The organism is Roseibium sp. R5 (assembly GCF_055755305.1).
The window spans coordinates 2,204,488-2,216,880 of the sequence record NZ_CM146910.1 but is presented as its reverse complement, the minus strand read 5'-3'; the positions used below and the strand labels follow the sequence as shown (position 1 = coordinate 2,216,880).

Annotated in this window: 13 protein-coding genes; 6 read left to right on the top strand and 7 right to left on the bottom strand. The window is 57.2% G+C overall.

Translation table 11 applies throughout. From position 1 onward, the window contains the following. The first annotated feature begins 48 nt into the window (after positions 1-48). Genes AC0J4F_RS10260 through AC0J4F_RS10235 form a run of 6 tightly spaced genes read left to right on the top strand, consistent with a single transcriptional unit; the run spans position 49 to position 5,448 of the window. The gene (locus AC0J4F_RS10260; protein WP_133953127.1) at positions 49-957 is read left to right on the top strand and encodes a MurR/RpiR family transcriptional regulator; all 909 of its coding nucleotides are present in this window, start codon (positions 49-51) and stop codon (positions 955-957) included. After that, positions 954-2,036, top strand: coding sequence for an aromatic ring-hydroxylating oxygenase subunit alpha (locus tag AC0J4F_RS10255; protein WP_473026161.1), 1,083 nt, complete (start codon positions 954-956; stop codon positions 2,034-2,036). Before AC0J4F_RS10260 ends, AC0J4F_RS10255 begins: the two co-directional genes overlap by 4 nt. Next, entirely contained in the window at positions 2,033-2,887 is an 855-nt protein-coding gene (locus AC0J4F_RS10250) for an aspartate racemase/maleate isomerase family protein (RefSeq protein WP_473026160.1), read from the top strand. Before AC0J4F_RS10255 ends, AC0J4F_RS10250 begins: the two co-directional genes overlap by 4 nt. Further along, positions 2,880-3,623, top strand: coding sequence for a sulfotransferase-like domain-containing protein (locus AC0J4F_RS10245; protein ID WP_133953123.1), 744 nt, complete (start codon positions 2,880-2,882; stop codon positions 3,621-3,623). The genes AC0J4F_RS10250 and AC0J4F_RS10245 overlap by 8 nt, the downstream gene beginning before the upstream one ends. Continuing rightward, complete coding sequence (locus AC0J4F_RS10240; RefSeq protein WP_133953121.1) at positions 3,620-5,071, top strand: aldehyde dehydrogenase family protein; 1,452 nt, start codon at positions 3,620-3,622, stop codon at positions 5,069-5,071. The genes AC0J4F_RS10245 and AC0J4F_RS10240 overlap by 4 nt, the downstream gene beginning before the upstream one ends. Beyond that, positions 5,071-5,448, top strand: coding sequence for a carboxymuconolactone decarboxylase family protein (locus tag AC0J4F_RS10235; protein WP_133953119.1), 378 nt, complete (start codon positions 5,071-5,073; stop codon positions 5,446-5,448). Before AC0J4F_RS10240 ends, AC0J4F_RS10235 begins: the two co-directional genes overlap by 1 nt. Before the next feature lie 98 nt (positions 5,449-5,546). Here the strand turns inward: AC0J4F_RS10235 and AC0J4F_RS10230 are convergent, their stop codons facing one another. The 7 genes from AC0J4F_RS10230 to AC0J4F_RS10200 all read right to left on the bottom strand — a co-directional run bounded on the left by AC0J4F_RS10230 (position 5,547) and on the right by AC0J4F_RS10200 (position 12,357). Beyond that, positions 5,547-5,954: a RidA family protein gene (locus AC0J4F_RS10230; protein ID WP_133953117.1), complete on the bottom strand. Its 408-nt coding sequence runs from the start codon at positions 5,952-5,954 to the stop codon at positions 5,547-5,549. Between the two features lie 22 nt (positions 5,955-5,976). Continuing rightward, a complete protein-coding gene (locus tag AC0J4F_RS10225) occupies positions 5,977-6,867 on the bottom strand; it encodes a sugar kinase (protein ID WP_473026159.1) in 891 nt (296 codons plus the stop codon). 3 nt (positions 6,868-6,870) lie between these two features. Continuing rightward, positions 6,871-7,926: a D-TA family PLP-dependent enzyme gene (locus tag AC0J4F_RS10220; RefSeq protein ID WP_133953113.1), complete on the bottom strand. Its 1,056-nt coding sequence runs from the start codon at positions 7,924-7,926 to the stop codon at positions 6,871-6,873. Further along, positions 7,923-9,389: a M81 family metallopeptidase gene (locus AC0J4F_RS10215; RefSeq protein ID WP_133953111.1), complete on the bottom strand. Its 1,467-nt coding sequence runs from the start codon at positions 9,387-9,389 to the stop codon at positions 7,923-7,925. Before AC0J4F_RS10215 ends, AC0J4F_RS10220 begins: the two co-directional genes overlap by 4 nt. 90 nt (positions 9,390-9,479) lie before the next feature. Further along, positions 9,480-10,520, bottom strand: a complete 1,041-nt coding sequence (locus AC0J4F_RS10210) for a TRAP transporter substrate-binding protein (protein ID WP_473026158.1) — start codon at positions 10,518-10,520, stop codon at positions 9,480-9,482. Positions 10,521-10,549: 29 nt separating this feature from the next. Continuing rightward, positions 10,550-11,833, bottom strand: coding sequence for a TRAP transporter large permease (locus AC0J4F_RS10205; RefSeq protein ID WP_473026157.1), 1,284 nt, complete (start codon positions 11,831-11,833; stop codon positions 10,550-10,552). Beyond that, positions 11,830-12,357, bottom strand: coding sequence for a TRAP transporter small permease (locus AC0J4F_RS10200; protein ID WP_473026156.1), 528 nt, complete (start codon positions 12,355-12,357; stop codon positions 11,830-11,832). Before AC0J4F_RS10200 ends, AC0J4F_RS10205 begins: the two co-directional genes overlap by 4 nt. Between the last annotated feature and the right edge of the window lie 36 nt (positions 12,358-12,393).

Sequence of the window (12,393 nt, the reverse complement as noted above, 5' to 3'; positions counted from 1 at the left end):
GATGGACAGCGTAATTGTACAAATGTACTCTCGTCAATCATGAATGATATGAATGTACCAAAATCTGATTTGAAGGCACCGCAGACTGTGCTGGACGACCTGGCTGCCGAGCTTGAGGTGTTGACCCCAGAGCTGCGCAAGGCGGCAAGCTATGTGCTTGAAAATCCGAATGATGTCGGCGTCAGCTCAATCCGCGAGATCGCAGATGCTGCCGGGGTAAAACCCAACACATTTGTTCGCATGGCACGGTCTGTGGGTTTTGAAGGCTATGAGGACTTCCGGCAGCCGTTCCGCGAAGCGATCCGCAGCAGAGGTACAGATTTTCCGGACAGGGCCCGTTGGCTGCAGTCCCTATCCAAAGGCGGCCAATTGGGTGAGCTCTTTGCCGAAATGGCGGCCTGTGCAATCTCGAACATCGAGAATACTTTTGCGGCAACCAATGCGAATGCCATGAAAGCGGCGGCCGATGCGATCGTGAATGCACGGCACACCTATGTGCTCGGCGTTGGCGTCAACAACTCCAACGCTCGCAACTTTACCTACCTTGCAGACATGGCCGTTGATACGATTTGGACGATCCCGCGTATGGGATCTGTCGCAACGGACGACTTGGCCCGGGCAGACAAACGCGATGTACTGCTCGCAATGACCTGCAAACCGTATCGAACCGACGTGATTGAAGCGGTTGAGGTTGCCCGCGAACAGGGCCTGACAATCGTCGCAATCTCCGACAGCCCGGCTTCCCCCATCGTGGTCGGCAGCGATCACGCCTTCATCATCGACGCCGAGACTCCGCAGTTTTTCCCCTCGTCTGTGTCAACGATCGCGTTGTTGGAAACGCTGCTTGCCTTTGTCATTGCCGACGCACCACCCGATGTCGTTGCAAACATTGAGAAATTCCACACCCGCCGCCATGCCATGGGGCTCTATCAGGAAGAATGGAAGGACCGCTCATGAACGTTCACAGCCAGCTGATCCATTCGCTCGAAGCACGGTACTATACCGACCCTGCTCACTTTGAGCGGGAGAAGGACGGTCTGCTGGCACGAACGTGGCAGTTTGCAGGACATGCGTCTTTGCTGCAAAGACCAGGCGATTATTTCACGATCGATATCGCCGGTGAAAGTATTGTCTGCCTGAAGGATCGCGAGGGTGTGCTGCGAGCCTATTTCAACGTTTGTCAGCACCGGGCCCATCAGCTGGTTCAAGGCGAAGGCAACACCAAGCTGCTGGTGTGCCCTTATCACAGCTGGACTTATGAACTCACTGGCGGTCTGCGGTCCGGACCGAATGTCAAATCAGTCCCAGGATTCGACCGCAACCAGATTTGCCTGAGCACCGTCCAAATTGAGGATTTCTGCGGCTTCCTGTTTGTAAACCTGGATCCCAATGCCAAGCCTATGGACGAATGGTTTCCCAATGTTCGGGAAGAGCTAAGATCCTTTGTTCCGCATATCGATCGGCTACAGCCGCTCGAGTGGGTCGAAATCGAAGAAAACTGCAATTGGAAAGTCTCGGTCGAAAACTATTCCGAGTGCTATCACTGCCCCATCAACCACCCGACTTTCGCGACCGGTGTCATCAAGCCCGAAACCTATGATATCCAGCCGCAAGGGTATTGCCTGCGCCACACAACAGAATGTCAAAATCTGGAGCGCATGACCTATGAGATCGACCTCGATTCCAACGAACATGCGGGAGACTATTCTTCCTGGTTCTTGTGGCCGTTGTTCTCATTCCAGGTCTATCCGGGCAACATCTTGAACACCTATCACTGGCGCGCGGTCGGTGTGGATCACGTCGTTGTCTGGCGCGGTTGGTACACCATCGACGGTGTCGACAGTGAAGTGGCGCGCCGTCTTGCCGTGCAGGACCGCTCGACCACGGTCGAAGAAGACATTTACCTTGTGGAATCGGTACAGCGCGGTCTCAAAAGCCGCGGATACAAACCCGGACCTCTGGTGCTGGATCCAGCCTGCGGTGTGCATTCCGAACACTCGGTACAGGCACTCCAAAGCTGGATGCGTGAAGCATGACGAGCGAAACAGCGTCCAAGGCTTCCTGGCACATGCCGGACGTCTGGACGGCTGATCAGAAGCTGTTTCCGCATCAGGTTGGGTTTACCTGTCCGCCCCGGGACTGGGATGCTGCCCCATCAGACTTTCTGCGCATCGCACCCCCCTCAGTTGGAGTGCACGGATGGATGCTCCATGCGCCGGACTACGGTCACCAACTCGACCAGCGGAAGCAAAACTTTGCAATGCTGGAAGAATTTGCCGCGCTGATGGCAAACAATGGTGCGGACGTGTGCGGTCAGGTGGGGTCCAACTGGGTGCACGCCTCTGGCCTGGGCGTTGAGGGTATCTCTGACTTCTGCAAAAAGATGAGTGATAGACATGGTCTCGCGTTCCACATGGCCGGCTATGCGATGGTTGAAGCCTTGCGTGCCATGAACGTTGAAAAGGTGGCCTTGAACGCAGTCTATCACTGGCCAAAGTGGTGGCAGGGCACGGTCGGGTTCTTGAAAGATGCCGGGTTCGATGTGCTTTGGGCAGGCAATTTCGTGGACCAAGGCTGGTTTTCCACTCAGGACGACGTCAACAAACAACGCTGGATCTTTGATGGTAAACTTGCAGCAAAAAGCTTCGATTACATCGCCGAAAAGGCCCCGCAGGCAGATGCCTACCTTGCCAACGGCATGGTCAATTTCCGCACAGGTCCCAACCAGCAACCGCAACGGATGCTCCAACTCACAAGCATGCTTGAAGACCGCCTTGGCAAACCGGTAATCGCGCATGATACGGCTCTTTACTGGCGGATTTTCAAATCATTGGAGCTGGCTCCGGCTGGCGAGAACGGGCGACTCTTGAGGTCTTTGAATGCATAAGATCATTGCTCTATGGGCCGTGCCGCGCTCGACCTCCACAGCCTTTGAATGGATGATGCGCCAAAGGGGAGATCTGGATTGTCTCCACGAACCCTTTGGCGAAGCCTGGTATCAGGGAGAAGACCCGTTCTGGCCGAGATGGAGACCTGGCGACAAGACAACGCAGGGACTTACTCTGCAAAGCGTTTGGCAGGACATTCAAGAGCGCACTGAAAAAGGCCCGGTATTCATCAAGGACTTCCCCCATTACGTGAACCACATGTGGGATCCGGAGTTTCTATCGAACTTCACCCATGCCTTCCTGATCCGCGATCCAGCCCTCACCATCACTTCGATGTATGACAAGTGGCCGGATTTCGACGCCGCCGAAGTCGGGTTTCCAGAACAACGGGCCCTCTACGATCTGCTCACGGCCTTGAACGGCACACCTCCGCCGGTGATTGACAGCAATGACTTGCTTGAAACGCCGGAGAAAACGGTGGAAGCCTTTTGTGAAGCCGTCGGCATTCCGTTCATAAAGGAAGCCTTGTCTTGGGAGCCGGGTGCCGACACTGGACAATACAGCTGGTGGGATGGCGGGTCGTTTCATGAGAACCTGAAGCGGTCCACAGGCCTAACAACCCAGAAGAGGAAATACGTGGACATTTCAGAGGCTCCAGCAAGGGTCCAGCATGTCCACAAACGCATGAAGCCGCATTACGACCGGCTCTACGCCAACAGGATTATACCCTCGTGACCCAAGTACCAGCTTACTGGCAAAACTTCATCGACGGCACGTTTGTTGACGGTGGCGGAGGACGGCTCGACGTTCTCGATCCGGGAACCGGAGAGAAACTTGCCGAGCAGGCGCTGGCGGATGCCACTGATGTAGACCGCGCGGTCAAGGCTGCCAAACGGGTCAGCGATAGCCGCACGTGGATCGATCTTCGCCCTGTAGAGCGAGGACGGATTGTCCGCAAAATGGGTGTTTACCTTCTGGATCGCATCGATGAAATCGCCCCGATCCTGACCCGGGAAGCAGGAAAGCCACTCTGGGAAGCGAAGCTCGAAATCGAGGGCGCAGCCCGGTATTTCGAATACTACGGCAACCAAGCCGAAACTATGGAAGGCCGGTCGATCCCTTTGGGCGGCGGGTATTTCGACTTTACCGTCCACGAGCCTTTTGCCGTTTCCGCCCAGATCATTCCGTGGAACTATCCGATGGAGATGACAGCACGGTCTGTTTCCGCCGCGCTTGCGGTGGGATGTGCTGTCGTTGTCAAGACGCCGGAACTTGACCCGCTCACGAATAAATACTTCGCGGATGCTGCCCTCGCCTGCGGCCTGCCGGCAGGGGCATTGAACATCCTCTGCGGTCTTGGCAAGGAGGCAGGAGCGGCTTTGTCCGCCCACACTGACGTCAATCAGATCGTCTTTACCGGGTCTGTTGCTACAGGCTCGGCAATCGCAACGTCAGCGGCCCGGAACGTCGTGCCCTGTGTACTTGAACTTGGAGGGAAATCGGCTGCGATCGTCTACGATGACGCCGATCTCGACGCTTTCCTTTCGGATGTCCGCTGGGGCATCTACTTCAACGCAGGCCAAGTGTGTTCGGCCATGTCCCGCGTCATTGCCCATGAAGCCATCCATGACAGGTTGGTGGACGGCATCGTCGGTATGGCGGAAGGCCTCAAGGTCGGTCCGGGCCTCGAGTTTCCGGAATTTGGCTACAACATGGGCCCGATGATCTCTGAAGGCCAATGCCAGCGGGCGGCAGGCATGGTCTCTCAAGCGGAGCGCGAAGGTGCCCGGATCGCGACCGGTGGCCGGCGCATGAACCGCCCCGGTTATTTTCTCGAGCCGACGGTTCTGACCGATGTTTCACCTGACATGACAATTGCGAGCGATGAAGTTTTCGGTCCGGTGCTGTCTGTTCTGAAAGCACGGGACGAACGTGAAGCGCTCGAGATTGCCAACGGTACACCCTATGGCCTGGTGGCCGGGGTCTTCACCGCCAATGTCGACCGAGCCATGCGCGCCTCCCGGCAGCTCCGGGCAGGTCAGGTGTTCGTCAATGAATGGTACGCTGGCGGAGTCGAAACGCCGTTCGGCGGCTTTGGCAAATCCGGCTATGGCCGGGAAAAGGGCCGCGAGGCTCTGCTCAACTACGTTCAAACCAAAAACATTGCAATCAGGATAGGCTGATGGATCAGGATCTATTTGAAAAAGGACTTGCGCAACGCAAGGCAACCCTTGGCGCGGAGTATGTGGAGAAAAACCTTGCGGCCGCCGATGGTTTTACACGGCCGTTTCAGGAAGCAATGACGGCCTGGTGCTGGGGCTTTGGCTGGGGCGATGATGTCATCGACGCCAAGACCCGCTCCATGATGAACCTCGCCATGATCGGGGCGCTCGGCAAGATGACCGAGTGGGAAACCCATTGCCGCGGCGCTGTCACCAATGGCGTTTCCAAGGAGGAGATCCGCGCCATCATCCATGTGATCGGCATCTATTGCGGCGTACCACAGGCTTTGGAATGCTTCCGGGTGGCCAAGAAGGTTCTGGAAGAAGCGGAGCTCTGATAACGCCGCATAAACGTAATTGGAAAACGTGCACTTTTCTCGCGATCATTGAACCTTTTGAGAGACCGGGAGCCGATAGCCCCGGTCTCCAATCTAAATCAGTCGGCTTTTGGGAGCGGTTTGTACGCGACCGCATCGATCTCGACCTTTGCGTCGACCATCAGCTGGGAACGAACCGTCGAGCGGGCCGGACCACCAGTCGGGAAATAGCTGGCGTACACCTTGTTGAAGGTCCAGAAGTCCCGGGTGTCGTCCAGCCAGACGCCGACCTTCACGACATCATCGAGCGTGCAGTCCGCAAGAGCGAGCGCCGCGATGACGTTTTCCATGGTGCGTTTGGTTTGGCTTTCCACGCCGCCCGGTTCGATCTCGCCATTTTCCTTCATGGCGACCTGGCCGGAAATGAAGACAAAGTCCCCAGCGCGTACGGCTGTTGCAAAGGGAAGAGGTTGTCCGCCGGCACCTGTTTTGCGGCCGCCGAAACGTTCAATCGTGGCTTGGCTCATGTTCAAGCATCCTTTTTGGTTTTTAAGAGGAAAGGGTCATGTTCGGTGCAGTGACAGCACCGAAGGCAGTGGTCGAGCGCGCAGCGGCGCGATTGGCAATCGCCGCAGCTTCTACGGCATTGCCAGAACGCAGCCACACGGCCATGAAGACACCGTTGAAACAGTCTCCGGCACCGGTCGCGTCTACCGTCTCCACGGCTTCACCCGGGATCGTCTTAACTCCGTCCCCGCAAGAGACGGCAACACCATCGGCACCGAGCCTCAGGGCAACAACGCGCGCTCCAAGAGTGTGGTAGAACCGGACGATCTCTTCCGGGCTTGTGTGACCCGTCAGCGCACGGGCATCCTCAAGGCCCGGCAAGGCGATATCGCAGTGTTTCATGACCTCATGCGTCACCGCGCGGGCTTCGTCCAGCGACCAGAGCGCGGTCCTTAAATTCGGATCAAAGGCCGCTGTCCGGCCGTTTGCGACAGCGACTTCAATCGCGTGGCGCGTGGCGTCCCGCATATCATCCGATACCGCAAGGCTGATGCCCGAGGCATAAACCAGCGAAGCGTCCGCGATGGCGGATTGTGGAATGTCTTCTCGAGTCATACAGGATGCAGCCGAGCCCTTGCGGCGGTAGAGGAACCTGTGTCCGTTCGCATCATGCTGGACAAAATAGATCCCAGTATCCTCACCCGGTTTTGACGTGACGTACTTGGTGGACACACCTTCGCGCCGCCAGGTTTCCTGAAGGCTTTCACCAAAGGTGTCTGCGCCGATATTGGCGATCAATCCGACATAGGCCTGCTGACGCGCTGCCGCGATACAGACGTTGGAGACATCGCCGCCGCACCCGGGCACGAAAGAGCCATCGGGCTGCTCGTTGAGCTCATAGAGCGGTTCCCCGATACAAAGTATATCGACCATGGATCAGACCACCTTGCCACGGGCAGATACGGGCGACGGCCCCAAACCATGTTCACCGCGGACAAGCTGGACCTCGTCAACCATATTGCTGACCACGCAGGCGTGATTGGGCACGATCCGGATCCGGTCACCCACCTCAAGGCCAATGGTTTCGGCGCGCAGCACGCCGTGCTCTTCCGACAATGCGTCGACGGTTATGTCCGGGCGGCCAAGAACATGGCCATGACCGTTCAATCCGAGGAGATCGGAGGTGAGGACCTTGGTACCGGCATCAATGACAGCCCGGTCTGGAGCTGGTACAGACACAACCGTTGCAAGTACCGTCAAAGCGCAGTCGCCCCAGTCACAAACTCCCCGGCTCACTAGGGAGCGGTCGTTGTAAACGTATGTGCCGATCCGGTACTCGGTCGTAACCGGCACTTCTTCCGCCTGCCACATTCCCGGTGATCCACCGTTCGAGATTGTCGCGACCTTCAGGCCATCTGCCTCGATCATGTCCCGGGCTTTGGTGAGCCAGTCCTGAACCTCTGCTTCTCTACCAGCTGGTGGATAGGTCATCAGCCCGCCGAAGGTGAGGCCGGGGCTCTGGTTAATGATTTGCGCCAAGTCCCGCGCCGCTTCCGGACTGGTGACGCCGCACCTCTCTGCGCCGGTGTCACATTCAACCAGCACGGTAAGCAGGCTGGCGGTGTCTGAAAAAGCGTCCGACAAACCCGTCACGGTTGAGGTGTTATCCGCAACGACACTCAAGCGGACCTTCCCGGCCAGCGCCTTCAGCCGCTCCAGCTTCTCTGCTCCCAGGATATTGAATGTGATCAGGACATCATCAATGCCACCGTCCGCGATCATCGCTTCGGCTTCGCTGATCTTTTGGCATGTGATGCCAATCGCTCCCGACTCAAGCTGGCGCTTTGCCAGAAACGGCAGTTTGTGGGTCTTGATATGCGGGCGCAGGGCAAGACCATGTTTCGTGCAATAGGCCTGATAAGCGTCGATGTTTGCCTCGGCGATGTCGAGATCAACTAGAACTGCCGGCGTTTGGATATCTTCAAAAATCATGCAAGGGCCATTTCGAAGGGGTTGGAGACGATCGGCCACAGCGGGCGCGTCAAACGGGTATAGGGCGTCGTTTTCGGGTCATTGGGGTAAGGACCGTCAACAGAGGCATAAAGTACCTCCGCCGCAACCTTTGAAAATGCACCGTAGAAGTGGTTGGTCGACTTCACCACCAGAACTTTTTTGGCTGTGATGTCGATGCCGAGATTGGTGTACAGGTCCGGCGAAAATGCCTGGCTGCGATTGGAGTTCAGCACCACATCGATGCCGCCAAGTCGGATGACAGAACAGTCGCCCAGCGGAACAATCGATGTGCCGAAGCTTTGCACGGCATCCCGCTGGTTTTTCAGAACGTTCACGGTGGCGTCGACCGGATCGCCAGCGGTCGAGGACGTTTTGCCGCCGAAGCGCAAGTTGAGACGTGCCCCCTCCCCGGCCGCATGACAGAGCCGCACGGCCATCGGGTCCCAAATGGTTCCAAACGCCGCCGATTGGAGGTCCTGGGCGATAGCTTCGCGCAATATCAAGGTGGAATCACCGGCAACGCCACCACCTGGATTGTCCCAGACATCTGCAACGACCACTGGGCCCTTGTCCGCTCTGGCTGCCTTGGCCAAGGCAGCCGATGCTGTCAAAAACTGAGGTTTCGTTTGCCCCCGGAAGGAAAACAATTCCTCGCCCAGACGCGTCGCAATTTCAGTCCCCTTTGACCGGTCATTGTCGGTCACAACAACGATCTTGGCTCCGAGGTCCGGAGAATCTCCGGCCATGAACCCATGAATGGCCGACACGGAAAGGACGGTTCCGTCTTCTTCCAGCGCTTTCATGCGGTCGACAAAACCGCGCATTGGAGCCTGACTGGTCGGCAGGATATCGATCATGCGCACATCGTAGGCGGATACGACCGGTTTGATTTCGCCCCTCAAGGCCCGCAAGACAAGTGCGACACAGGCTTCGCCCGTTTCGGCAAAATCCGTATGCGGGAATTCCTTGAACACCGTGATGATGTCCGCATTGTCGACCCGCTTCTGGCTAAGGTGACTGTGCGGATCAAACGTGACACCGATGATCGTCTCTGGTCCGACAATGCCTCGAACGGCTTCCAGCAGAGCACCTTCGCAATCGGTGCAGCCGTCTGCGATCATCGCGCCATGTAGGCCCAGAACAACGCCATCCAGCGGCAAGGCTTCACGGACCTGCTCCAGAATCTCGTCACGCAAATAGACCCAGGTCCCGGCGTTCAAAAGCCCCCCAGGCTCGGCCCAGGTGGCAGTCCCCTCGATAAGGTCAAAATCAAGGTCCTGAGATGCCCGGCGAAGCGCGGGGAAAACACCGCTGCACAGAGTTGGCGTTTCCGGATGAGCACCGGGAGCTGCATAAAAACTCTGTTTGAAGTCAGAAAAGTCGGTCCGCAGAGGCGAAAACGTATTTGTCTCTGTGGCGAGCGATGCACAGAAGATCCGCATGGATTGGGTCCTGTCCGGGTTATTATTATATGCCGGAGACCATTTGGCAGCCTCCGGCAAGTTCTTCAGACGGCCATCCGGCCGTGCCGATCAGTTCAGATAGGAGGCTTCGTTTGCCTTGTTGACTGCATCGCGGAACTTCACCAGAAGTTCGTTGGCCTTCGGATCGAGATTTTCCGCAACATGCGTTTCGAATGCCGGCTGTGTGGCTGCAGCCATCTCTGCACGTTGCTCATCGCTGAGCGCGGTGACCTTGATGTCATCGGCGAGCCCTGCAAGACCGCGGTCGGAAGCTTCAATGATGCGAGAAAGACCCCGGCTGGCTGCAACACAGTTCTCGGCTGCAGTGTGCACGGTGGCTTTTTCGCTGTCGGACAGGCCCTCGTAGAAGGCACGGTTCATCAAGAACGTGTACGGCGAGAACAGGTGATTGGTTAGCGTCAGATATTCCTGGACCTCTGCGAAATTGGCGAAGGAAATGATCGGAACCGGGTTCATCTGACCATCAATCACGCCTGTTTGCAGGCCGGAATAAACCTCGCCCCAGGACAGCGGATAAGCTTCTGCTCCAAGCGCCTTGACGATGGTCTGGTGTGACGGAAGGGTCATCGTGCGGATGCGGATGCCGTCAAAATCGGCCAGGTTGGCAATCTCGCGCTGCGAGTTCGTGACGGCAAAGAACCCGCCCGTGTCGGGGAAACCGAGCACTACAACATCACCAAGTTCAGCCTCAATGTCTGCTGCAAGCGCCTTACCGAAATCTCCGTCGAAGACTTCATAGGTCGCAGCATTTCCGTTGAAGGCGAACGGCAGGTTCAGAACATCAATGCGCGGATAATAGCTGGCAAGCGCTCCGGTAGAGGTCAGCGTCGCCTGAAGCAGGCCATCACGCACCTGCTGAACATGTTCTGCCGCTGAACCAAGCTGGTTAGAGCCGAAGACTTCGACAGAAACACTGCCGTTGGTGCCGGAGGTGACGAGGTTGTCAAAGACGGCGGTGCAAGCATGAGCCGGATTTTCAAACGGGTCGGTCTTGTTATCGTGACCGAAGCGAATAACGCCTCCGTCCGCATAGGCGGTGCTGGCGATCAAGGTGGCGGCAAGCGCCGCAGATAATGCAGTCCGTTTCATGTGATTACCCTCTCTGGTGTTTGTTTTAGTTAGTTGGAAAAGCCAAGGAGTCTGGGCAGGAGCAGGGCGGCGTCCTCCCAGAAAGCGAAGATGAAGAGAATGGCGACCTCGGCGATCAGGAATGGCATCAACTTCACCGAGATGCGTTCCAGGCGCTCTCCGGTCACGGAGGAAAGAACAAACAGACAGGCGCCGACGGGCGGCGTCATCAGCGAAATGTTCAGCGCAAGAACGAAGATGATCCCGGCGTGGATCGGCTCGAGACCAACCTGCTCGGTCAAAGGCACAAGCACTGGCGCAAGGATGATCAGGATCGCGGTGATATCCATGACCATGCCGACAACCAGCAATAGACCGATGATAATCGCGATGACGGCATACCGGTTGTCTGAAAGGCTCAGGACCGTCTCCGCCATGAGCTGCGGAATACGTTCAAAGCTCATCCACCAGCCAAGCACGCTGGCAAAGGCGATGATGACGAAGATGACCCCGGTGATCCGTGCGGTACGAACCAGCATGGAATAGAAGTTCTTGAAAGTTAGCGTGCGGTAGACGACGGCGCCAATGAAGAGCGCATAGGCAACGGCAATGGAAGCTGCCTCTGTCGGCGTGACGATACCGCCAAGAATTCCGCCAAGGATGATAACCGGCATGGCGAGTGCCGTCAGGGAGGAGACGAATGTCTGCCAGACTTCCTTGAGGCTGGCCCCGCGCAAGGCTTGCGGCAGGTTTTCCCGCTTGCCCCCGACTACGATGACGCCCATGCATACGGCGCAGATCACGAGGCCCGGAAGGATGCCAGCCGCAAACAGCCCCGCGATCGAGACCCCCATAAGGGAACCATAGACCACCATCAGACCGGATGGCGGAATGGTTGGGCCAATGATCGAGCCGGCGGCAGTGACAGCGCAGGCGTAGTCCCGCTTGTAGCCTTCCTTGACCATGGCCGGAACGAGTGTCCGCCCGAACGCTGCGGCATCAGCGGTTGCAGATCCGGTCAGACCGGCAAAGAAGACGGATGCCAGCATGTTCGTGTGGGCAAGACCGCCGCGAAAGCGACCAACCAGGACCTGAGCGAGTTTCACCAAACGGGTTGTTATGCCCGTCCCGTTCATGATCTCACCGGCCAGAATGAAAAACGGCATAGCAAGGAACGGAAAGATGTTCAGTCCGTTGAAGATCTTGCTCGGCCCAATCGCAAGGAACGAACCGCCGCCCATATCGATCAGACCGATGACACCGGCAAGACCAATGGCAAATCCGATCGGCATACCAAAAAGGATCAGGACGACAAATGAGATGGCGACGATCATTGGCCGTCCTCCAATACAGGTTCGGCAAACACGGGTTTGTCGAGGTAACCGCCGAGGTCCCGCGAGAGGACAAGAACAAGCTGAACCGAACACAATGCAGCGGAGACGGGAATCGCCGCATAGAAGGGCGCCAGCCTCATGCCGAAGATCATGGCGTGCCGTGGAGCACCGCTTTGGGCAAAAGCTATTCCGTACCAGGTGACATAGAGGAAGAGTGCCAGCGACAGCAGATCCACCGCGATCAGCACTATTCGCCTGACGGAGACCGGAAAGATCATGACAAAGGCCGTAAGCCCAATATGATCGCGCCGGGCGATACCGGAGGAGACCGCGAGCATGGCGGCCCAGATCATCAGATAGCGGGCCAGCGTTTCCGGCCAGGGCAACTGCCAACGGAAGTAGTAACGGTCGACGACGCCGAGCCAGACGTCGAGCACGAGTGCGAGCATCAAACCCGCAACAACAAACTCAACAACCTTGTTCACCCGCTCGCTTGTTATGGCTGCCCAATCCTGAACCAACATATTCCTCCCAGAATGCGGCCTGTAACTAAGTTACGC

Bases quoted from the DNA above. Each gene is read 5' to 3' on its own strand.
- AC0J4F_RS10215 (WP_133953111.1), bottom strand. From the start codon at position 9,389: ATGCGGATCTTCTGTGCATCGCTCGCCACAGAGACAAATACGTTTTCG.
- AC0J4F_RS10250 (WP_473026160.1), top strand. From the start codon at position 2,033: ATGACGAGCGAAACAGCGTCCAAGGCTTCCTGGCACATGCCGGACGTC.
- AC0J4F_RS10235 (WP_133953119.1), top strand. From the start codon at position 5,071: ATGGATCAGGATCTATTTGAAAAAGGACTTGCGCAACGCAAGGCAACC.
- AC0J4F_RS10255 (WP_473026161.1), top strand. From the start codon at position 954: ATGAACGTTCACAGCCAGCTGATCCATTCGCTCGAAGCACGGTACTAT.
- AC0J4F_RS10200 (WP_473026156.1), bottom strand. From the start codon at position 12,357: ATGTTGGTTCAGGATTGGGCAGCCATAACAAGCGAGCGGGTGAACAAG.
- AC0J4F_RS10225 (WP_473026159.1), bottom strand. From the start codon at position 6,867: ATGGTCGATATACTTTGTATCGGGGAACCGCTCTATGAGCTCAACGAG.
- AC0J4F_RS10205 (WP_473026157.1), bottom strand. From the start codon at position 11,833: ATGATCGTCGCCATCTCATTTGTCGTCCTGATCCTTTTTGGTATGCCG.
- AC0J4F_RS10245 (WP_133953123.1), top strand. From the start codon at position 2,880: ATGCATAAGATCATTGCTCTATGGGCCGTGCCGCGCTCGACCTCCACA.
- AC0J4F_RS10220 (WP_133953113.1), bottom strand. From the start codon at position 7,926: ATGATTTTTGAAGATATCCAAACGCCGGCAGTTCTAGTTGATCTCGAC.
- AC0J4F_RS10230 (WP_133953117.1), bottom strand. From the start codon at position 5,954: ATGAGCCAAGCCACGATTGAACGTTTCGGCGGCCGCAAAACAGGTGCC.
- AC0J4F_RS10210 (WP_473026158.1), bottom strand. From the start codon at position 10,520: ATGAAACGGACTGCATTATCTGCGGCGCTTGCCGCCACCTTGATCGCC.
- AC0J4F_RS10260 (WP_133953127.1), top strand. From the start codon at position 49: ATGAATGTACCAAAATCTGATTTGAAGGCACCGCAGACTGTGCTGGAC.